At 50.6% G+C, this 20,601-nt stretch carries 20 protein-coding genes; 4 read left to right on the top strand and 16 right to left on the bottom strand.

All coding sequences use genetic code 11. The features are described from left to right. Nucleotides 1-10 precede the first annotated feature (10 nt). The 13 genes from lpxA to rpsB all read right to left on the bottom strand — a co-directional run bounded on the left by lpxA (nt 11) and on the right by rpsB (nt 13,447). Nucleotides 11-799: an acyl-ACP--UDP-N-acetylglucosamine O-acyltransferase gene (lpxA, locus tag ABSH60_RS05290; protein WP_056781724.1), complete on the bottom strand. Its 789-nt coding sequence runs from the start codon at nt 797-799 to the stop codon at nt 11-13. Between the two features lie 3 nt (nt 800-802). Beyond that, nucleotides 803-1,258, bottom strand: coding sequence for a 3-hydroxyacyl-ACP dehydratase FabZ (gene fabZ, locus ABSH60_RS05295; RefSeq protein WP_034792780.1), 456 nt, complete (start codon nt 1,256-1,258; stop codon nt 803-805). Between the two features lie 146 nt (nt 1,259-1,404). After that, the gene (gene lpxD, locus ABSH60_RS05300; RefSeq protein WP_056781726.1) at nt 1,405-2,427 is read right to left on the bottom strand and encodes a UDP-3-O-(3-hydroxymyristoyl)glucosamine N-acyltransferase; all 1,023 of its coding nucleotides are present in this window, start codon (nt 2,425-2,427) and stop codon (nt 1,405-1,407) included. Nucleotides 2,428-2,429: 2 nt separating this feature from the next. Next, complete coding sequence (gene skp, locus ABSH60_RS05305) at nt 2,430-2,927, bottom strand: molecular chaperone Skp (protein ID WP_056781728.1); 498 nt, start codon at nt 2,925-2,927, stop codon at nt 2,430-2,432. Between the two features lie 153 nt (nt 2,928-3,080). Continuing rightward, nucleotides 3,081-5,501, bottom strand: coding sequence for an outer membrane protein assembly factor BamA (gene bamA, locus ABSH60_RS05310; RefSeq protein WP_056781730.1), 2,421 nt, complete (start codon nt 5,499-5,501; stop codon nt 3,081-3,083). A 36-nt stretch (nt 5,502-5,537) separates the two neighbouring features. Beyond that, nucleotides 5,538-6,893 carry a sigma E protease regulator RseP gene (rseP, locus tag ABSH60_RS05315; protein ID WP_122096990.1) on the bottom strand — a complete coding sequence of 452 codons (1,356 nt, stop codon included), beginning with the start codon at nt 6,891-6,893 and terminating at the stop codon, nt 5,538-5,540. 44 nt (nt 6,894-6,937) lie between these two features. Beyond that, nucleotides 6,938-7,786, bottom strand: a complete 849-nt coding sequence (cdsA, locus tag ABSH60_RS05320; protein WP_056781733.1) for a phosphatidate cytidylyltransferase — start codon at nt 7,784-7,786, stop codon at nt 6,938-6,940. Between the two features lie 9 nt (nt 7,787-7,795). Continuing rightward, nucleotides 7,796-8,554, bottom strand: coding sequence for a (2E,6E)-farnesyl-diphosphate-specific ditrans,polycis-undecaprenyl-diphosphate synthase (ispU, locus tag ABSH60_RS05325; protein WP_056781735.1), 759 nt, complete (start codon nt 8,552-8,554; stop codon nt 7,796-7,798). 245 nt (nt 8,555-8,799) lie between these two features. Beyond that, complete coding sequence (gene ispC / locus ABSH60_RS05330) at nt 8,800-9,996, bottom strand: 1-deoxy-D-xylulose-5-phosphate reductoisomerase (RefSeq protein ID WP_390973015.1); 1,197 nt, start codon at nt 9,994-9,996, stop codon at nt 8,800-8,802. Nucleotides 9,997-10,158: 162 nt separating this feature from the next. After that, a complete protein-coding gene (gene frr, locus ABSH60_RS05335; RefSeq protein ID WP_056781740.1) occupies nt 10,159-10,716 on the bottom strand; it encodes a ribosome recycling factor in 558 nt (185 codons plus the stop codon). Nucleotides 10,717-10,822: 106 nt separating this feature from the next. Then, nucleotides 10,823-11,554, bottom strand: a complete 732-nt coding sequence (gene pyrH, locus ABSH60_RS05340; RefSeq protein ID WP_056781743.1) for a UMP kinase — start codon at nt 11,552-11,554, stop codon at nt 10,823-10,825. Between the two features lie 168 nt (nt 11,555-11,722). Next, nucleotides 11,723-12,574 carry a translation elongation factor Ts gene (tsf, locus tag ABSH60_RS05345; protein ID WP_056781746.1) on the bottom strand — a complete coding sequence of 284 codons (852 nt, stop codon included), beginning with the start codon at nt 12,572-12,574 and terminating at the stop codon, nt 11,723-11,725. 147 nt (nt 12,575-12,721) lie between these two features. Further along, entirely contained in the window at nt 12,722-13,447 is a 726-nt protein-coding gene (gene rpsB / locus ABSH60_RS05350) for a 30S ribosomal protein S2 (protein WP_056781750.1), read from the bottom strand. Between the two features lie 366 nt (nt 13,448-13,813). On the opposite strand from rpsB, the gene map reads away from it, so the two are divergent. From map to ABSH60_RS05370, 4 genes are all read left to right on the top strand, one after another. Then, nucleotides 13,814-14,605 carry a type I methionyl aminopeptidase gene (gene map, locus ABSH60_RS05355; protein WP_056781752.1) on the top strand — a complete coding sequence of 264 codons (792 nt, stop codon included), beginning with the start codon at nt 13,814-13,816 and terminating at the stop codon, nt 14,603-14,605. A 142-nt stretch (nt 14,606-14,747) separates the two neighbouring features. Further along, entirely contained in the window at nt 14,748-17,393 is a 2,646-nt protein-coding gene (gene glnD / locus ABSH60_RS05360) for a bifunctional uridylyltransferase/uridylyl-removing protein GlnD (RefSeq protein ID WP_390975689.1), read from the top strand. A gap of 47 nt (nt 17,394-17,440) precedes the next feature. Next, nucleotides 17,441-18,265, top strand: coding sequence for a 2,3,4,5-tetrahydropyridine-2,6-dicarboxylate N-succinyltransferase (gene dapD / locus ABSH60_RS05365; RefSeq protein ID WP_056781755.1), 825 nt, complete (start codon nt 17,441-17,443; stop codon nt 18,263-18,265). 150 nt (nt 18,266-18,415) lie between these two features. Continuing rightward, nucleotides 18,416-18,805 (top strand): DUF3461 family protein, encoded by a 390-nt coding sequence (locus ABSH60_RS05370; RefSeq protein WP_056781756.1) that lies wholly within the window; start codon nt 18,416-18,418, stop codon nt 18,803-18,805. A 92-nt stretch (nt 18,806-18,897) separates the two neighbouring features. Here ABSH60_RS05370 and ABSH60_RS05375 read toward each other — a convergent pair whose 3' ends face one another. Genes ABSH60_RS05375 through ABSH60_RS05385 form a run of 3 tightly spaced genes read right to left on the bottom strand, consistent with a single transcriptional unit; the run spans nt 18,898 to nt 20,484 of the window. Then, complete coding sequence (locus ABSH60_RS05375) at nt 18,898-19,347, bottom strand: flavodoxin (RefSeq protein ID WP_390973018.1); 450 nt, start codon at nt 19,345-19,347, stop codon at nt 18,898-18,900. A 41-nt stretch (nt 19,348-19,388) separates the two neighbouring features. After that, nucleotides 19,389-20,168, bottom strand: coding sequence for a tRNA pseudouridine(65) synthase TruC (gene truC / locus ABSH60_RS05380; RefSeq protein ID WP_122096993.1), 780 nt, complete (start codon nt 20,166-20,168; stop codon nt 19,389-19,391). A 1-nt stretch (nt 20,169) separates the two neighbouring features. Beyond that, nucleotides 20,170-20,484 carry a YqcC family protein gene (locus ABSH60_RS05385; protein WP_390973020.1) on the bottom strand — a complete coding sequence of 105 codons (315 nt, stop codon included), beginning with the start codon at nt 20,482-20,484 and terminating at the stop codon, nt 20,170-20,172. Nucleotides 20,485-20,601 lie beyond the last annotated feature (117 nt).

The raw sequence follows: 20,601 nt of genomic DNA on the forward strand, positions 1-20,601 counted from the left end.
GTAGGGCAGATCAGCGGATTATGCCGCGCGTTGAGCGGCTGAAGAAATCACTGAAAGGTTTGGCTTTCGGGAATTCAGCCGCAATCGCAGCGATTTCCGGCTGAGCTTCTTCCAGAGTTTTGCCACTGCGATACAGTAATTTATAGGCATTACGAATAGCGTGCAGGTCTGCTTTCTCAAAACCACGTCGCTTAAGCCCTTCGATATTAATACCAAAAGGTGTCGCGTGGTTACCCTGCGCAATCACGAACGGAGGCACATCCTGGGCTACGCCAGAGCATCCGCCAACCATGACGTGCGCACCGATGATGCAGAATTGATGCACTGCGGTCATACCGCCAATGATAGCGAAATCGTCGATCTCTACGTGACCGCCAAGCGTCGCATTATTCGCCAGAATACAGCGATTACCAATGACGCAATCGTGGGCAATATGCGCATTCACCATCAACAGGTTATCGCTACCCACTTTTGTCAGACTACCGCCCTGAACGGTTCCACGATGAATGGTCACGCTCTCACGAATATTGTTGCGATCGCCGACCTCAACGCGTGTTGGTTCACCTGCATATTTCAGATCCTGGTTAATTTCACCAATGGAAACGAACTGGAAAATGCGGTTATCGCGACCAATTTTGGTCACGCCATTAAGAACTACGTGTGATTTAAGCTCAGTACCTTCGCCGATCTCCACCTGGGAACCGACATAACAGAAAGGACCGATATGAACACCAGCACCGATAACGGCACCTTCTTCAACAATAGCGCTTGGATGTATAAAGGCGGTTTTGTCTATCATGTATTAAGACTCCCGGCGACGGGCGCACATCATTGATGCCTCGCAAGCAATCTCACCATCTACTTTCGCGACACCTTTAAAACGAGCAACACCACGACGCTCTTTAATGAATTCAACTTCCAGAATCATCTGGTCACCCGGCAACACCGGACGTTTGAAGCGTGCATCATCAATTGCTGCAAAATAATACAGTTCGCCCGGTTCCAGTTTTCCAACGCTTTTAAACGCAAGAATACCGGTAGCCTGTGCCATGGCTTCCAGAATCAGTACACCTGGAAAAATCGGCTTGCCTGGGAAGTGCCCCTGGAAAAACGGTTCATTAAAGGAAACGTTTTTCACTGCGCGCAAAAATTTCCCTTTTTCAAAATCCAACACGCGGTCAACCAACAAGAACGGGTAACGGTGTGGCAGTAAATCCAGTATCTCTTCAATACGCAGAGTATGAGTGTCAGTAGTCAAAATACTCTTCCTGTCTATAAAAACTGATGGCATCAAAAACACGGCCTGCCAGACCCCAAAAAAAGGTCATCAGGCAGGCCGCAAATAGGAACGAATGCCGCAGGTTCACTCACTGAGTGAACACAAAGCAGCACCGTAAATGGTAATTAGTCTTTTTCGATTTTACGCTCGACAGCTTTCAAGCGCTTATTCATCTCGTCAATATTCATTACCAGTGCAGCCGTCTTACGCCAAACTTTATTCGGTTGTAACGGAATACCGGAGGAGTATACCCCAGGTTCAGTGATTGGTCGCATTACCATTCCCATTCCTGTCACAACGGCCTGGTCACAAATCTCCATGTGACCATTGATAACACTGGCTCCGCCAATCTGGCAGTAACGACCAATTTTCAGACTACCGGCCATAATCACACCGCCGGCCACGGCCGTATTGTCTCCAATCACGACGTTGTGTGCAATCTGGCATTGGTTATCAATGATGACACCGTTGCTGATAATCGTGTCATCAAGCGCACCGCGGTCGATGGTGGTACAGGCACCAATCTCAACACGATCGCCGATAATCACGGTGCCAAGTTGTGGGATTTTAATCCAGTTGCCGCGTTCATTCGCGTAACCAAAACCGTCCGCACCGATGACAGTGCCAGACTGAATCAGGCACTGCTCACCAATTTCAACGCGGTGATAAATAGAAACATTGGCCCAGATCCGGGTTCCTGCGCCTATTTTAGCTTCTTTACCGATAAAGCAGCCCGCGCCGACGATAACGTTATCGCCCAACACTACGCCAGATTCGATGACTGCATTTGCGCCAACCGAGACATTCTTACCCAAAGAAGCACTGTCAGAAATTACCGCGCTCGCAGCAATATCCTGTGCCGGTGCCGGGGTGGTATCCAGCAGTTGCGCCATACGCGCATAGGTCAGGTAAGGGTTTTTAACCACTAATGCCGCTGTAGGGCAAAATGGCAGATCCGCTTCCGTCAACACTACGGCACCTGCTTTGCAGGAGGCCAACTGTTCACGGTAGCGGCTGTTTGATAAAAACGTGATTTGCTCAGAGTGTGCGGAATGCATTGAAGCAACGCCGGTGATGGCAATTTCGCCATCACCGTGCAATTGTGCATCCAACTGCTGTGCGAGATCAGCCAGTCGAATTGAAGACATGTTTATTTAACCTGTTTCAGCACATCAGCAGTAATATCTTTGTCATTGCTTGCATACGCGATTGCGTTTGCATCGATAACAACATCATAACCTTCTTTGCTTGCAACAGATTTCACAGCATCCTGGATACGGCTCAGGATTTTGTTACGCTCTTCGCCCTGACGACGACGGTTGTCTTGCTCGAACTGCTGCGCTTTAGCGGAGAACGCTTCACGCTGAGCCATCACGTCTTTTTCAAGTTTAGAACGATCGCTGGCTTTCATGGTCGAGCCATCGCGTTGCAGACGTTGCATTTTAGTTTGCAGATCACGTTCCTGAGATTGCAAATCAGTTGCACGGCTTTTGAACTCGTTTTCGAGTTGTTTGGCCACAGCTTCACGTGCTGGCATCTGTTGGAAAATGCTAGCGACGTTAACGATAGCAATTTTGTCAGCAGCCTGAACGCTAGCTGAAGAAGCCATAACTAAACCGAGGCCTGCGGCATATAACCACTTTTTCACTATAAACTCCTTCCATCACCCGTTTGTGCCATCTGGCACAGTAAATTACACAAAACACCTGACGCAATAACAATACACGGGCCGAAACCCGTGTATCAAATTCAGCATCAGGTCATTGCGATTCTGCTGAATAAGCGCTTTTCAGACAGAGAGTTACCAGGTTTTGCCGATATTAAACTGGAACTGCTCTGCTTTGTCGCCTTCGTATTTCTTAACAGGTTGTGCGTATGAGAAGACCAATGGCCCCAGAGGAGACATCCACTGCAACGCAAGACCGGAAGAAACACGAATATTGCCTGGTTTACTGTAATCAGGAACACCGGCAGCCATAGTCTGCGGCGTGTTTTCCCAACCTGTATCCCAGACAGTACCGCTATCCACGAACAGAGAAGTACGCAATGAGTTAGCGTATTTTTCGCTAACAAACGGAGTTGGAACAATCAGTTCGGCACTCAGTACTGCCATTGCATTACCACCCACCGCATCGTCCGAATTATCAATCGGACAACCGCTGTACGAGGTATTAGCTGTAGTACATTTGTAATAGGCTGCTTTTGGACCAATGGTGTTCGACTGGAAACCACGAACGCTGCTTGAGCCACCGGCATAGAAGTTGTCGTAGAACGGCACTTCTTTACCACCAAGACCATCGGCATAACCTGCGCGAGCACGGCCCATCAGCACCCAATCACGATCCTGATTCAGCGGCATGTAGCTGGTTGAATCGAAAGTGATTTTATAATATTCGTTATCGGAACCTGGAACGGTAACTTTGCCGTTCAGGCTGGCTTTTGTCCCTGAAGTCGGGAAGTAGCCACGGTCGAGGTTGTTATAACCCCAGCCAAGGTTCACGAAGAAGTCATCAGCACTGAAATCGGCATCAGCATTATCGCTGGTGGTGACCGCAGGTTTCAGGCCCACAGAGTTCAGATAACGGAACATGGCGATCTGTGGTTCCATATTGGACAGATCGTTGTGTACGTAATCCAGCCCCAGACGCAATGAGTTGTTCTCATTGATTGGGAAACCAAGGTTACCGCCAATACCATAACTTCTGTTGGTATAGTCAGACAGATCCGCGTTATCCGCTTTAAAGTCGTTATAGAAGATACGACCACCCAGACTCACACCATCGACGGTGAAGTAAGGGTCAGTGATCGTGAATTCTGCGTAAGTCTGATAATCATTTTTGGTACCGCTGATGCCTACGGAGTTACCCGTACCCAGCCAGTTGTCCTGCTGGACACCAACCTGGAAGCTGACACCACTTTCTGTACCGTAGCCCACACCAAAGTTGAAAGTACCGGTGTTACGTTCTTTCACTTTATAGACCACATCAACCTGATCCGGAGTACCAGGTACACGTTGCGTATCCACATCCACAGTTTCGAAGTAACCCAGACGGTTCAGACGTTCTTTACCTTTGTCGACCAGATCGTTGCCTAACCAGGCACCTTCCATCTGACGCATTTCACGGCGCAGTACGCTGTCTTTACTGGTGTCATTGCCTTCAAAACGGATATGACGCACATAGAAACGGTTACCTGCATCAACGTTGATATGCAGTTTAACGGTCTTATCGGCATCATTGATTTCTGGCTGTGTATTCACCCGTGGGTAGGCATAGCCGTAACGACCCAACATCTGCTTGATGTCGTTTTCCATCTTGGTGACTTTAGCGCCGTTATACAGCTCGCCTTTATCAATTTTAGTCAGGCTTTGCACTTCTGCTGAGTGACCGGCCATGCTGCCAGTCACTTCAACGCCAGAAAGTTTATATTGCTCGCCTTCTGTAATGTTCAGCGTGATGTAAATGCCTTTCTTGTCCGGCGTCAGGCTGACCTGAGTCGAATCAATGTTGAAACGGGCATAGCCGCGATCCAGATAGAAGCTGCGCAGGGTTTCAAGGTCACCCGCCAGTTTCTGTTTCTGATATTTACGATCGCCTACCACGTTCCACCATGGCACTTCATCGCGAAGCTGGAAGTGTGAAATCAGTTCATCAGTACTGAAGGCATGGTTACCTACGATGTTGATCTGCTGAATTTTGGCAGAAACACCTTCGGTAAAGACCAGTTTCAGATCGACACGGTTACGGGGCAAAGGGGTAACAACCGCTTTTACCGACGCACTGTATTTACCGACGCTGTAATAGAAGTCTTCCAGACCTTTCTCGATGCTGCTGATTGTTGTACGGTCAAGCGCTTCGCCAACACGGACGCCAGAGGCCTCCAGGTTTTGTTTCAGCATGTCATCTTTAACCGATTTGTTACCGGAGAAAGTGATGCTGGCAATAGTTGGACGTTCTTTAACCTGAACAATCAGAGAATCGCCATCGCGCAGGACGCGAACGTCCTCAAAGTTGCCAGTGGCAAACAATGCACGAATGGTATTACTGATGTCATCGTCAGTAACCGTATCACCGACGCGAACCGGCATATTGAGTAACGCCGCACCGACGGCAACTCGCTGCAGGCCTTCGAAATGAATATCTTTCACTACGAAACCGTCTGCACCGTATACGGTGGCGCTGCCAAACAGCAGCGACGCTATGAGCAACTTTTTGATCGCCATCGTTGTTATGCGTTCTTCCTAACCTAATCTCCAGCCTTAAAGACGGGAGAAATCATTGAAAAGTGCAAGCCCCATAACCAGGAACAGCAATACTGCACCGACCTGATAGCTGAAGTTTTGAACTCGCTCGGAAACTGGACCACCTTTTAGTTTCTCTATTGCCAGAAAAACCAAGTGTCCACCATCTAATATCGGTAATGGGAACAGGTTTACGATACCGAGATTGACGCTGATAAGCGCCAAAAACGTCAGGTACGACACTAAACCATACTCCGCTGACATCCCTGCGCCCTGTGCTATAGAGATTGGGCCGCTCAGATTGTTCAGCTTTACATCACCGGTAAACAACTTGCCCAGCATGTTTACCGTCAGCTTCATCAGTTGCCAGGTTTTTGCACCGGCCTCATAAAAAGCGACAAACGGACCATATTGGCGAACTGTTTTGTACTCTTCAGGTAACGGTATGACTTTGGGAACCACCCCAGCAAAACCTTGTACGATACCTTTACCTACTGTCCGACTTTCCGGTGTCAGGGTTAACTCAAGAGTCTCACCATTACGCTCAATGTTCAGCGCCATAGGCTTGCCCGGATTATCGCGCACCTGCAACGTAAAATTACGCCAGCCCGACAAAACCTGACCGTCAACTTTAACGATCCGATCGCCCGCTTGCAAACCTGCTTTTTGAGCAGCAGAACCCGCTTGTACTTCAGCTAAAACGGGCTCCACCTGTGGACCACGCGGAATGATACCCAACGCAACCACAGGATCTTGCGTTTCAGGATCAAATGTCCATTCACGCAAATCGACGACTTTTTCAATTACCGTTGATGAACCTAACTCGGCGACCCCGAGCGTCATTTGGCTACTGCCAATTTCACCCATCAACGACAAACGAATTGAATCCCAATCAGGCGTTTCGATACCGCCAATAGACTTTAGTTCCATACCGGGTAAAACTTTGGCTTGCGCAGCAATAGATTGCGGCGTGATTTCAGCCACAACCGGGCGTACCGAGGGTACGCCAATAACGAAGATGACCCAGTAGGCGAAAACAGCAAAAATAAAGTTGGCAATCGGGCCCGCGCTAATAATAGCAGCACGCTGCCACACCGTCTTGCTGTTGAAAGTAAGATGCTTAAGCTCAGGTGGAACCGTCTCCAGACGCTCATCGAGCATTTTGACGTATCCACCGAGGGGGATGATAGCAAGCACATATTCTGTTCCACGGCGATCGGTGCGGCGCCACAGTGCGCGCCCAAAACCGACAGAGAAGCGCTCAACACGCACCCCGCAGCGACGAGCAACCCAGAAATGGCCGAACTCGTGCACGGTGATAAGCACCCCCAATGCAACGATAAAGGCGGCCAGGCTCCAGAGTATGTTCATCATATGTCCAACTATTCCTTAGAAAACTTCACCATCTCAGCGACGGATTAATACACTAACAGCATCAGACAGGCAAATACAGGAACGGCGGCAGTCAGGCTGTCGATGCGATCCAATATTCCACCGTGCCCGGGAATCATATGACCACTGTCTTTGATTCCAGCTTCGCGTTTGAACATGCTCTCCGTCAGATCGCCGAGTACAGAAGCCAGCGCAGCGACTACGGAACAAATGAGTAATACAGACGGCTGAACACTCAACGGTGCATAACGACCAAACAACCAGGCAATCAGAGCACACGTCAGCAGCCCGCCGAAGAAACCTTCCCAGGTTTTTCCGGGAGAGACTTTAGGCGCCAGTTTGTGTTTACCGAACAACTTCCCAAACAGGTAAGCCCCGGAATCTGCGCCCCAGACGAGTAGCATCACATACAACAGCCACCAGGCGCCAGTGTGCGGATTCTCTGCATAGCCATACTGGCGCAGCGCAACCATGCCCCAGAAGAACGGCACAATCGTCAGAACACCGAACAAAACACGCAGCACGCGTGAATTACGCCAGAATGCGGCGGACGCAGGATAGCCCACGACTAACACCAGAGCGACACACCACCAGGCAAGCGCAGCCCATAACGATCCACTCACCTGCGGCAACTGCACGCTGTGATGATAGGCCGGAATGCTCAGTAGCATGACTGCCAGCAGAAAACCACACAGGATAGCCAGCCAGATCCGCTGATTACGCGTTCCCAGACCCGCTAATTGCCCCCACTCCCACGCCGCCAACATGCACACGACCAGCGTGACAATGGCAAAACCTACCGGTGGTAACAAAAAGAGTGCTGCAATAACAATCGGTATTAAAATCAGAGCTGTGATAATGCGATACTTCAGCAAATGTTCTCCCTAGGACGCATTGGCGCCGATAGGTGTAGTCCCTCCAAAGCGGCGCTCGCGTTGTGCAAAAGCATTGAGCGCATCTTCAAAGGTATTTTCATCAAAATCAGGCCAGAGGACATCCGTAAAGTAAAACTCCGCATAGGCAATTTGCCACAGCAAGAAGTTACTGATTCGATGTTCCCCACCGGTTCTGATCACCAAATCGACTGGTGCCAGTTCGCTCATACAGACGGCTGAATCCAGCATGTCTTCTGTTATTTGCTCTGCCCGCAGCGCACCGGCTTCAACCTGACCTGCCAGTGCCTTAACGCCCTGAATAATATCCCATCGTCCGCCATAGTTCGCAGCGATGTTTAGCGTAAGACCGTCGTTATTTTGTGTAAGTGTTTCTGAACGACGAATGCGTTCCTGCAGACGAGCACTAAAGCGACTGACATCGCCAATAATCCGCAACCTGACATTGTGTTTATGCAGGCTTTTAACTTCACTGTCGAGTGCACGAACAAACAGTTCCATTAACGCGGCGACTTCCTGAGCCGGGCGATTCCAGTTTTCACTACTAAAGGCATAAAGCGTAAGAGCATCTAAATGATGGTTGGCAGCAAAACTCACGGCTTTACGCACTGATTTTACGCCCGCTTTATGACCAAAGACCCTCATTTTACCCTGACGTTTTGCCCAACGACCGTTGCCGTCCATAATAATGGCAACATGGCGCGGCTGAGCGCAAGACGTATCAGACATCTGTTGATTTTCGAGGGACATAACGCGTACTCATTTCCTTTTATCAGAACACGACGGCTTTTTAGCTGGCGTTGTACATCAAACGCTGGCGCTGTAACACGCGCAAAAAAGCCGTGTCTCCCTTGCGGGCACGGCTACACTGACAGCTTACCGATTCCACTTACGGGATCCAGACACTAAAAACCTGAATCCACTGTCAGCGTGGCGCAGACTATACCATTTCAATGTGATGCTAACAAACTGCTGCATAAGCACTAAAATTAGCGTCAGACCGCAAATGTGCGAAGTTTCTGCCTGGCTAAAGCCCGCGATTGCCTGTCGATATCCAGAACTTCATCCACCGAGCCCGGCTCAGCACTTACCAGCTGTTCCATGACCTCCCGGTTAACCGATGCAATATCAGTGAAACGGATCTCGCCGTTTAGGAATGCAGCAACAGAAATTTCATTGGCGGCGTTCAACGCAGTTGTCGCTGCCTGCCCGGTATTACTGGCTTCGATAGCCAGTTGCAGACAAGGGTAGCGTGTATAATCCGGCTCAGAGAAGGTCAGTGCCCCCATCTTGCAGAAATCCAACGCTTCCACTCCTGCAGCAACCCGTCGAGGATAAGCCATCGCATGTGCGATTGGCGTGCGCATATCCGGAGAGCCCAGTTGTGCCAGCACACTGCCATCGCGATAACGCACCATTGAGTGGATGACCGATTGAGGATGGATGATCACTTCCATCTCCGCAGCCGACGCATTAAACAGCCAGCGGGCCTCGATGTACTCCAGCCCCTTATTCATCATGGTGGCGGAATCGACTGAAATTTTGCGCCCCATAGACCAGTTAGGATGCGCGCAGGCCTGATCCGGCGTCACATCATTAAATTGGTTCAAAGGTAGCTCACGGAACGGTCCACCTGACCCCGTCAGAATAATGCGGGAGATGCCGTTTTCTTCGAGTGAAGCATAGCCAAGTTGCTGTTGCACAGCTTCAGGCAAACTTTGGAAAATCGCGTTATGTTCACTGTCGATAGGAAGGAGTTGAGACTGGCTCTGCCGGACGGCATCCATGAAAATACGACCACAGGTGACCAGCGACTCTTTGTTCGCCAGAAGGACCTGCTTACCGGCACGCACTGCGGCGAGCGTCGGCAAAAGCCCTGCGGCTCCGACAATGGCTGACATGACCTGATCAACATCATCCAGCGCGGCCAGTTCGATTGCCGCCTTTTCGCCAGAAAGCACTTCTGTGGTGACGCCCTGTTCAGTCAGGATGTTGCGCAGTGCGCGGGCTGACGTTTCATCGGCCATTGACGCATAAGCTGGACGAAACTCCAGACATTGCTGCGCCATCACGTCCACATTACATCCTGCTACCAGGGCTTTCACCGCAAAGGCGTCGGGATTAGACCGGACAACGGAAAGCGTGCTGGTGCCGACAGAACCTGTCGAACCAAGAATAGTCATTTGTTTCATGAAAATGCCCGGGGTAACGCCATTAATTCAGAATAGTGCACAGTCTGAAACCTCTTATCCGGCTTGTCCATGAGATTGTGGAAACAGATAAAAGATCTGAGGCCTGTAAAAAATAAAGCGCCGCATTTGCGACGCTTTATCGGAGAAAACGAGCGAGTCTGATTAGAACTCCATCAACTCGGTTTCTTTCTCACTCAACGCAACGTCGATTTTCTTGATGAAGATATCAGTCAGTTTCTGGATATCGTCCTGGGAACGACGATCTTCATCCTCACTGATTTCTTTATCTTTCAGAAGCGCTTTGGTTTTGTCGTTAGCGTCACGGCGGACGTTACGCACAGAAACACGGCCCTGCTCTGCTTCACCACGCACGACTTTGATCAGGTCTTTACGACGCTCTTCGGTCAGTGCTGGCAATGGAACGCGAATAGTCGCGCCCGCAGAAGAAGGGTTCAGACCCAAATCAGATGTCATGATCGCCTTTTCAACAGCAGCGCTGATAGAACGGTCAAAGACGGAGATAGCAAGGGTACGGGAATCTTCAACCGTTACCTGAGCCAACTGGCGCAGTGGCGTTGCAGAACCGTAGTATTCGACCATGATGCCGTCAAGAATACCCGGAGAAGCGCGACCGGTACGAATTTTGCTGATATGGGTTTTGAATGCTTCTACGCATTTGTCCATACGAATTTCAGCGTCTTTTTTAATGTCGTTAATCACGATGTGAACCCTTGAGAGCTGGTTACCTGGCAGACCATACTCAGTATAGTCCGTGAATACTTATGCCAGCACAGGCTGGCTGAACACAATGTTCAATGGCGAAGGATCACTCAGCGTTAGAAATCAGCGTCCCTTCATTTTCACCCATCACCACGCGGCGCAGTGCGCCAGGTTTGTTCATGTTGAATACACGAATTGGCAGATTGTGATCGCGGGCTAACGTAAACGCCGCCAGATCCATCACTTTCAATTCCTGCTCCAGCACTTCCTGATAGGTCAATGTCTCATACAGCGTTGCTTCCGGGTTTTTGACCGGATCAGCAGAATATACGCCGTCGACTTTGGTGGCTTTTAATACCACATCGGCTTCGATTTCGATACCACGCAGGCACGCTGCAGAATCGGTGGTAAAGAATGGATTGCCTGTCCCCGCGGAGAAAATCACCACGCGGTTATGACGCAGCAGGCTGATGGCTTCAGCCCAGCTGTAATTATCACAAACACCGTTCAAAGGAATTGCAGACATCAGACGCGCGTTAACATAAGCACGGTGTAATGCATCACGCATTGCCAGGCCGTTCATGACAGTCGCCAGCATACCCATATGGTCGCCTACAACACGGTTCATGCCCGCCTGCGCCAGACCCGCGCCACGGAATAAGTTACCGCCGCCGATCACAACGCCTACCTGAATGCCGAGTTCGACCAGCTCTTTCACTTCCTGAGCCATACGATCTAATACACTCGCGTCGATACCAAAACCTTCACTGCCCTGCAGGGCTTCGCCACTGAGTTTGAGCAGGATACGCTGATAAACGGGTTTCGCATTGGTAGCCATGGTGTCTGTCCTAGAAGCAATGTGTCTTAATGAGAATTCAATCTTTACATCATAGCGTTGTTACCGGATGTTCTACAGTACATCGCACAATGTCATTGGAATTTGGGGCTGGATAAAACGGAACCGCCAACATGCAGCGGTTCCGTTTTATTGTGCATCAGGTACTGATTAAGACTGTTTGGTCATCGCTGCAACTTCAGCAGCAAAGTCAGTCTCAACTTTCTCAATGCCTTCACCCACTTCGAAGCGGATGAAGTTGATAACGTCGGCGTTATGCTCTTTCAGCATCTGACCAACAGTTTTGCTTGGGTCGATAACGAAAGGCTGGCCAGTCAGAGAAACTTCGCCGGTGAATTTCTTCATGCGGCCTTCAACCATTTTCTCTGCGATTTCTTTTGGCTTGCCAGACTGCATCGCGATGTCCAGCTGAACCTGGTACTCTTTTTCTACCACTTCAGCAGACACGTCTTCTGGCTTAACGAATTCTGGTTTGCTTGCTGCAACGTGCATAGCCAGCTGTTTAACCAGATCTTCGTCAGCGCCTTTAGCAGAAACCAGAACACCGATACGAGCACCGTGCAGGTAGCTACCCAGCACATCGCCTTCCAGAGAAGAAACGCGACGAATGTTGATGTTCTCACCGATTTTAGCAACCAGCTGAATACGCTCTTCTTCGAACTGTGTTTTCAACACTTCGACGTCAGTGATTTTGCCTGCAACAGCAGCATCCAACACTTTGTCAGCAAATGCCTGGAAACCGGCATCTTTAGCAACGAAGTCAGTCTGGCAGTTAACTTCCAGAATCACACCGTAGTTGCCTTCGATTTTGGTTTTGATCACGCCGTCAGCAGCTACGTTGCCTGCTTTTTTCGCCGCTTTGATCGCGCCAGATTTACGCATGTTTTCAATTGACAGCTCGATGTCGCCGTTAGCTTCAACCAGAGCTTTCTTACAATCCATCATGCCAGCGCCAGTACGTTCGCGCAGTTCTTTTACCAGGGCAGCGGTAATATCAGCCATTGTATTTTCCTCGATTATCTCAGTGCAAAAAGGCTTTTTGCGGTGAGATATTTCTCGCATTTAAGATAAGCAAAGGGGGCCAATAAAGGCCCCCTAACCAACATATTTCAATACCTGGTTAATAAGGGCTCTGCTGAGCTTGCCTTATTATTCAGCTTCTACGAAGCTTTCTTCTGCCTGAACAGCCAGATCTTGCGAACGGCCTTCACGGACAGTGGCAGCAACAGCGCTCAGGTACAGATTTACTGCACGGATTGCGTCATCGTTACCAGGGATAACAAAGTCAACGCCATCCGGATCGGAGTTGGTATCAACAATGGAGAATACCGGGATACCCAGGTTGTTAGCTTCTTTGATAGCGATGTGTTCGTGATCAGCGTCAACAACGAACAGTGCGTCAGGAAGACCACCCATATCCTTGATACCACCCAGGCTGTTTTCCAGCTTAGCCAGTTCGCGAGTACGCATCAGCGCCTCTTTCTTGGTCAGCTTCTCGAAAGTGCCGTCCTGAGACTGAATTTCCAGGTCTTTCAAACGTTTGATGGACTGACGAACAGTTTTCCAGTTAGTCAGCATGCCGCCCAACCAGCGATGGTTCACGAAGAACTGGTCGCAGTTGTGTGCAGCGTCTTTTACCGCTTCGCTTGCTGCGCGTTTAGTACCAACGAACAGGATCTTGCCTTTACGGGCAGAGATCTTCTGCAACTCAGCCAGAGCTTCGTTGAACATTGGAACAGTTTTCTCAAGGTTGATGATGTGAACCTTGTTACGAGCGCCGAAGATGAATGGCTTCATTTTCGGGTTCCAGTAACGGGTTTGGTGACCGAAGTGAACACCGGCCTTGAGCATGTCGCGCATGGAAACAGTTGCCATGATAAAACCTCTATTAAGTAGTCGGGGTTATGCCTCCACGTATCCCATACAACCGACCCTGCAGAACGAATTCTCAAGGCACCCCGGCGTATGTGTCGATACGTGTGTGTTATTACTTACGTTAATAAGTACACATATGAGTGAATTTGGCTTTAATCCCCCGGAGTCTGGGACCCAGAGCGGATTGCCGGCGCGTTTTATACCACAAATAACGGTCGGGCAGCAACTTTTGTTCAGCGGGTTCCGCACCGGGAAATGATAGTTTGGCAGCTAATATCAGGGCTGATACCATAAGCCACAGCTAATTATTGACGACAACGGTGTAGAAATACAGCACACCGGATGTACAAACCAGCAGGATGACTCATGGCCATTTCAATCAAAACCCCTGAAGATATCGAAAAAATGCGCGTCGCTGGCCGTCTGGCTGCCGAAGTGCTGGAAATCATCGAGCCTTACGTCATACCTGGCGTCAGCACCGGTGAATTGGATCGCATTTGCTCCGATCACATCGTAAACAAACAGCATGCCATTTCTGCCTGCCTCGACTATCACGGCTTCCCTAAGTCGGTGTGTATCTCGATTAACGAAGTCGTTTGTCACGGTATCCCAAGTGACGACAAAATCCTGAAAGACGGCGATATCGTCAACATCGACGTCACGGTGATTAAAGAGGGTTTCCACGGCGATACTTCGAAGATGTTCATCGTGGGGAAACCAACCATTCTCGGTGAGCGCCTTTGCCGCGTAACGCAGGAGAGCCTGTATCTGGCGCTGCGTCTGATCAAGCCGGGTATCCGTTTGCGGACGTTAGGCAAAGAGATTCAGAAATTCGTGGAAGCTGAAAAATTCTCCGTAGTCCGTGAATATTGTGGTCACGGTATTGGCGAAGGCTTCCACGAAGAACCTCAGGTTCTGCACTACGATGCCGACGACAGCGGCGTAGTGTTGCAAGCCGGTATGGCTTTTACCGTTGAGCCGATGGTTAACGCTGGTGATTTCCGTATCCGCACCATGAAAGATGGCTGGACTGTAAAAACTAAAGATCGCAGCTTGTCGGCTCAGTACGAGCATACTATTGTGGTGACTGATAACGGTTGTGAAATTATGACGCTGCGTAAGGATGACACCATCCCGGCTATCCTGACGCACGACTAACAGTGACCCGCTCGGCGCAGAGGGTATAAATCTGTCAATCAAACCGGCGAAAGCCGGTTTTTTTTATCTTAAACGTGTAGGAATGGGCTGCGCTTCTATGACTGAAAACTTCTCTGCTGAAAAGAGCCTGCAACCAGAATTAATGCAGAACCCCCCTTGCTCCTGCCCGCCACAGCCCGTTTCCCCCTCCGTTTATCCGGACGACGAGTTAAACCGTCAGAGCCTCAAACAACATATGGAACAGTTTCAGGGCTGGCTGGCGGACGCTTTTAATGCCGGGCTGCGCGCCGAGGAACTGGTGGATGCGCGAGCGCATTACATCGACCAGCTCCTGCAACGCCTGTGGACATTCTACGGTTTCGATAATATCCCGGAGACGGCGATGGTTGCCGTTGGCGGTTATGGCCGCGGAGAACTGCATCCGCTGTCCGATATCGACGTGCTGGTACTGAGCCAAAAGCGCCTCAACGATGAGCAGGCGCAGCGCATCGGAGAGCTGATTACCCTGTTGTGGGATCTGAAACTGGAAGTCGGTCACAGCGTCCGCACGCTGGAAGAATGCCTGCTGGAAGGGCTTGCAGACCTTACCGTCGCAACAAACCTGATTGAATCACGCCTCATTTGCGGGGATGTTGCGCTGTTTCTCAGTATGCAAAAACACATTTTCAGTGATGGTTTCTGGCCTTCCCCCAACTTCTTTCGTGCCAAAATTGAAGAACAAAACGAGCGCCATTTGCGCTATCACGGCACCAGCTACAATCTGGAACCGGATATCAAAAGCAGCCCAGGCGGCCTGCGCGATATCCATACCATTCTGTGGGTTGCACGCCGTCACTTCGGCGCAACGTCGCTGGATGAAATGGTCGCTTTTGGATTTCTGACGAAAGCCGAACGCAACGAGCTGCTGGAGTGCCAGAGTTTCCTGTGGCGTATCCGCTTTGCCCTGCACCTGGTGTTGCCGCGTTATGACAACCGCCTGCTTTTCGACAGACAGCTTAACGTCGCTCAGCTCCTGCAATATCAGGGCGAAGGCAATCAGCCTGTCGAACGGATGATGAAAGATTTCTATCGCATGACCCGCCGGGTGGGCGAGCTGAATCAAATGTTACTGCAGCTGTTCGATGAAGCGATTCTCGCGATAGGCCCGAACGAGAAACCGCGTCCGCTGGATGAGCATTTCCAGCTGCGAGGGGATCTGATCGATCTGCGCGACGACTCTTTGTTTGAACGTCAGCCGGAAACGCTCATCGGTATGTTCCATCTGATGGTCCGTCATCGCGAAATCAAAGGGATTTACTCCACCACCGTGCGCCTTTTGCGCCATGCACGCCGTCATCTGAAAGAACCGCTTTGTATGATCCCTCAGGCGCGGGAAATGTTTATGTCGATCCTTCGCCATCCGGGCGCTGTCTCGCGCGCACTGGTGCCGATGCACCGGCACAGCGTGTTGTGGGCGTACATGCCGCAATGGGGACAAATTGTCGGCCAGATGCAGTTCGATTTATTCCATGCCTACACGGTGGATGAACATACGATCCGCGTTCTGCAGAAAATCGAAAGCTTTGCGCATGAAGAAACTCGCCCTAAACATCCTTTGTGCGTGGAATTGTATCCGCGCCTTCCGCAGCCCGAATTGCTGCTGATGGCTGCGCTTTTCCACGATATCGCCAAAGGTCGCGGTGGCGATCACTCGATTCTTGGCGCGCAGGATGTGCTGGAATTCGCTGAGCTGCACGGGCTGAACTCGCGGGAAACGCAGCTGGTTTCGTGGCTGGTTCGCTGTCATTTACTGATGTCCGTCACGGCGCAGCGCCGTGATATTCAGGATCCCAACGAGATCCAGCAGTTCGCAGCAGAAATGCAAACCGAAGTCCGTCTCCGTTATCTGGTGAGCCTGACCGTTGCCGATATCTGCGCCACGAATGAAACGTTGTGGAACAGCTGGAAGCAGAGCCTGATACGCGAACTGTATTTCGCGACCGAAAAACAATTGCGGCGGGGAATGCAAAATACGCCGGATCTGCGGGAACGCGTACGCCATCACCGCCTGCAGGCGCTGGCCTTGTTGCGTATGGACAATATTGATGAAGAAGCTTTGCACCGGATCTGGAGTCGCTGTCGTGCGGATTACTTCCTGCGCCATTCTCCCAATCAGCTGGCGTGGCATGCCCGGCACCTGCTGGAACATGATTCCACTAAACCGCTGGTGCTGGTCAGCCGTCAGGCTACCCGCGGCGGAACAGAAATCTTTATCTGGAGCCCGGACCGTCCATATCTGTTCGCAACCGTTGCCGGAGAGCTGGATCGCCGCAATCTGAGCATTCATGACGCACAGATTTTCACCAACCGCGACGGCATGGCAATGGATACCTTTATTGTGCTCGAACCGGACGGCAGCCCGCTTGCGCAGGATCGTCACGAGGCGATCCGCTATGCGCTTGAACAGTCAATGACACAGGCATATCAGCCGCCGCGGGCAAGACGCCCGTCGCCAAAACTTCGCCATTTCAGTGTGCAGACCGACGTCAGTTTTCTGCCGACGCACACCGATCGCCGCACATATATGGAACTGGTGGCGCTGGATCAACCCGGCCTGCTGGCCCGTGTCGGCGAAGTTTTCTCTGATTTAGGTTTATCGCTGCACGGTGCAAGAATTTCGACCATCGGCGAACGGGTGGAAGACTTATTTATTTTGGCGAACTCAGAACGTCGTGCCCTTGATAAGCCGACGCGCAAGGAAATCACACGCCGATTAACCGAGGCACTCAACCCAGCCGACAAAATGTGATACAAGTACGGTTGTCTATTTAACATCACTTCAGGAAAGAGAACAGGATGCAGCAACTACAAACCGTTATTGAACAAGCCTTCGAGCGCCGTGCAGACATTACCCCGGCAAACGTAGACAGCGTAACGCGCGACGCCATCACTCAGGTCATTAACAAAATCGACAGCGGCGAACTGCGCGTGGCTGAAAAGATTAATGGCGAATGGGTAACGCATCAGTGGCTGAAGAAAGCGGTACTGCTCTCTTTCAGAATCAATGACAACCAGGTGATGGAAGGCGGTGAAAGCCGTTACTTCGACAAAGTCCCTATGAAATTCGCCGATTATGATGAAGCGCGTTTCCAGCGTGAAGGTTTCCGCGTAGTGCCACCAGCCGCAGTGCGCAAAGGCGCGTTCATCGCACGCAATACTGTGCTGATGCCGTCTTACGTCAACATTGGTGCTTATGTAGATGAAGGCACCATGGTAGATACCTGGGCGACCGTCGGTTCTTGTGCGCAAATCGGTAAAAATGTTCACCTTTCCGGCGGCGTCGGCATCGGTGGCGTTCTGGAGCCTCTGCAGGCTAACCCGACCATTATCGAAGATAACTGCTTTATCGGTGCCCGTTCAGAGATCGTTGAAGGCGTGATCGTTGAAGAAGGCTCCGTGATTTCGATGGGCGTTTACATCGGCCAGAGCACCAAAATTTACGACCGCGAAACCGGCGAAGTGCATTACGGCCGCGTGCCAGCGGGCTCTGTTGTCGTCTCCGGTAACCTGCCTTCTAAAGATGGCAGCTACAGCCTGTACTGCGCAGTCATCGTGAAGAAAGTCGATGCTAAAACGCTGGGCAAAACCGGTCTGAATGAGTTATTACGTAACATCGACTAAACTGAGAAATAGCGGGTTAAGTTTTGTGTTTACAACGATACCCGCTATTTTTTTATCTTCTTGATAGCAAATTGTGTCATTAATCAACGATTCGAACCGCCGTTCGGTTCATCATGATGTTTAAATATTCTCCTAACCGAAGGTAGCGCTATGTATGACAATCTGAAAAGCCTGGGCATTAATAATCCCGACGATATTGATCGTTACAGCCTGCGTCAGGAGGCTAATAACGACATCCTGAAGATTTATTTCCGCCGTGATAAAGGTGAATTCTTCGCTAAAAGCGTGAAATTTAAATATCCGCGCCAGCGTAAAACCATCGTTGCCGATAATGCAGGGCAGGGTTATAAAGAAATTCATGAAATCAGCCCGAATCTGCGTTATGTCATTGATGAGTTAGATCAAATCTGTCAGCGCGACCAGGTGGAAGTTGACCTGAAACGTAAAATTTTGGATGATTTACGTCATCTGGAATCCGTAGTGGCCAATAAAATTACCGAGATTGAATCCGATCTGGAAAAACTGACCAGCGGTCGTTAACGCGGTTAATGTCTGGCATTATTTCGCCATTCAGAAATGCAAAAGGTCAGGTGAATTACCTGACCTTTTTAATATATATGCAGAAGTGCGCCTTATTTAAGCAGCGACGCCCACTTCTCTACCCATGGAATAGCCACCGTTTCCGGCTCCGGATTTTCCATGGCATCAATTTCCAGCAAATCGCCAATACGCGCAGCGCCCTGCTCCTGCAATAAATCATCCAGCTTGTGCCCGCCGCCGCAAAAATGATCGTAACTGCTGTCACCCAGCGCAATCAGACCGTAACGCAGCTCAGGCTGGTATCCGACAGTATCCCGGATGGCCACATACAGCGGCGCAATGCTGTCAGGCAAATCGCCCTGCCCGGTCGTCGACGTCACAACCAGAACGAAATGATGACGATAGTACTGCCAGGCTTCCAGCGATCCTTCCTCGAACAGCTTTACCTCATGCCCCTGACTTTTGAGCACGGTTTCCGCTTCTTCCGCAACCAGTAACGAATTGCCGTACACCGTACCGACAAAAATTCCGACTTCTGCCATGGCTTCACTCCTGTGTCATTCGACGATTTCGTCCGTAGAACTTAAATTTGTTCACTATCCTGACCGCAAGCGGGGGTAACTTCAACCCTTTCAAGTTCAGGGATTTTTCCCTGCCAGCCGAACTGTTCGACCACACTTTGCCAGCGGTTATCCCAGCGAGCCTGTAAAGACAGCAGCTCACCCGTAACCGGATGCGGCAGCGTCATGTGGCTGGCGTGCAGCATCAAACCGGAACAACCGAAATGCTCCGTCATACCACGGTTTTGCTTCAAATCGCCATGCGCGCTGTCCCCGATAATAGGATGGCGCAGATGCGACATATGCCGACGCAACTGATGCTTACGGCCAGTCTCGGGTTTGAGCTCTACCAGGCTGTAGCGGGCAGTATCGTAACGGCCAATGGCGACCGGCATCTCAGCCTGTGCTACCACGCGATAATGGCTGACGGCTGACTGCGGCGCTTTATCGGGGTTAGCAAACTTATCGGCAATTTTGTCCAGCTCTTCGGTCAGTGCGTAATCGACCGTTCCGTCCTCGCTGACATAACCGCGAACCACCGCGTGATACACCTTATTCATCTGGTGATTCTCAAGCTGCTGGGACAGCAACCTTGCCACGTCGCTGGATAACGCCATCAGCAAAACGCCTGAAGTCGGTTTATCCAGCCGGTGAACGGTAAACACATGCTGACCAATCTGATCACGCAATGTCTGCATCACAAACACTGTTTCATGTTGGTCAAGCCAACTGCGATGAACCAGCATGCCCGCAGGTTTATTCACTGCGACCAGATGTTCGTCCTGATACAAAATTTCCAGCATGTCAGTCTTCTATATTCAGCAAGTCATCGAGACGCTGCAACTGACTCAACAACAGGGTTGCTTCAGGCATCGCCACTTCAAAATAAGGAGTGATAGCAAAGCGGGTAGGCATTGGCGATCCGGCAGCCAGTAACGCATACATACGGGGAACCAGCACCCATTGCAGCCACTGTTCAGCAGACATCGTATCGACCGAGAACGGTTCTTTACTCTCAAAAGCTTCCGCATCAGGAGGCGTGGCGTGCCAGAGTTTATCGTCACGCATTACCTGTTCAATATCTTCTAAAATCTGACGAACCTGTTTTTCTATATTCATGAGTCGCTCTCTTCATTCATGGCCCCGGCCAGCGTCCGTTCGGGGGCGCAAAGCATAACATTGAAGACCTTTTGCCCCAACTTTCTGCATCCGGCTGCGTTAATCCCTTCAACCATA

The sequence above is a fragment of the Rahnella sp. R3(2024) genome (genome assembly GCF_042920125.1).
GTDB classification, from domain to species: Bacteria; Pseudomonadota; Gammaproteobacteria; order Enterobacterales; family Enterobacteriaceae; genus Rahnella; species Rahnella rivi.

Coding starts and splice junctions, on each gene's coding strand:
- lpxA (WP_056781724.1), bottom strand. CDS start 799: ATGATAGACAAAACCGCCTTTATACATCCAAGCGCTATTGTTGAAGAA.
- rseP (WP_122096990.1), bottom strand. CDS start 6,893: ATGATGAACATACTCTGGAGCCTGGCCGCCTTTATCGTTGCATTGGGG.
- bamA (WP_056781730.1), bottom strand. CDS start 5,501: ATGGCGATCAAAAAGTTGCTCATAGCGTCGCTGCTGTTTGGCAGCGCC.
- glnD (WP_390975689.1), top strand. CDS start 14,748: ATGCAGAACCCCCCTTGCTCCTGCCCGCCACAGCCCGTTTCCCCCTCC.
- pyrH (WP_056781743.1), bottom strand. CDS start 11,554: ATGGCTACCAATGCGAAACCCGTTTATCAGCGTATCCTGCTCAAACTC.
- rpsB (WP_056781750.1), bottom strand. CDS start 13,447: ATGGCAACTGTTTCCATGCGCGACATGCTCAAGGCCGGTGTTCACTTC.
- truC (WP_122096993.1), bottom strand. CDS start 20,168: ATGCTGGAAATTTTGTATCAGGACGAACATCTGGTCGCAGTGAATAAA.
- ABSH60_RS05375 (WP_390973018.1), bottom strand. CDS start 19,347: ATGGCAGAAGTCGGAATTTTTGTCGGTACGGTGTACGGCAATTCGTTA.
- tsf (WP_056781746.1), bottom strand. CDS start 12,574: ATGGCTGATATTACCGCTGCCCTGGTAAAAGAACTGCGCGAACGTACT.
- map (WP_056781752.1), top strand. CDS start 13,814: ATGGCCATTTCAATCAAAACCCCTGAAGATATCGAAAAAATGCGCGTC.
- ispC (WP_390973015.1), bottom strand. CDS start 9,996: ATGAAACAAATGACTATTCTTGGTTCGACAGGTTCTGTCGGCACCAGC.
- ABSH60_RS05385 (WP_390973020.1), bottom strand. CDS start 20,484: ATGAATATAGAAAAACAGGTTCGTCAGATTTTAGAAGATATTGAACAG.
- ABSH60_RS05370 (WP_056781756.1), top strand. CDS start 18,416: ATGTATGACAATCTGAAAAGCCTGGGCATTAATAATCCCGACGATATT.
- lpxD (WP_056781726.1), bottom strand. CDS start 2,427: ATGTCTTCAATTCGACTGGCTGATCTCGCACAGCAGTTGGATGCACAA.
- dapD (WP_056781755.1), top strand. CDS start 17,441: ATGCAGCAACTACAAACCGTTATTGAACAAGCCTTCGAGCGCCGTGCA.
- ispU (WP_056781735.1), bottom strand. CDS start 8,554: ATGTCCCTCGAAAATCAACAGATGTCTGATACGTCTTGCGCTCAGCCG.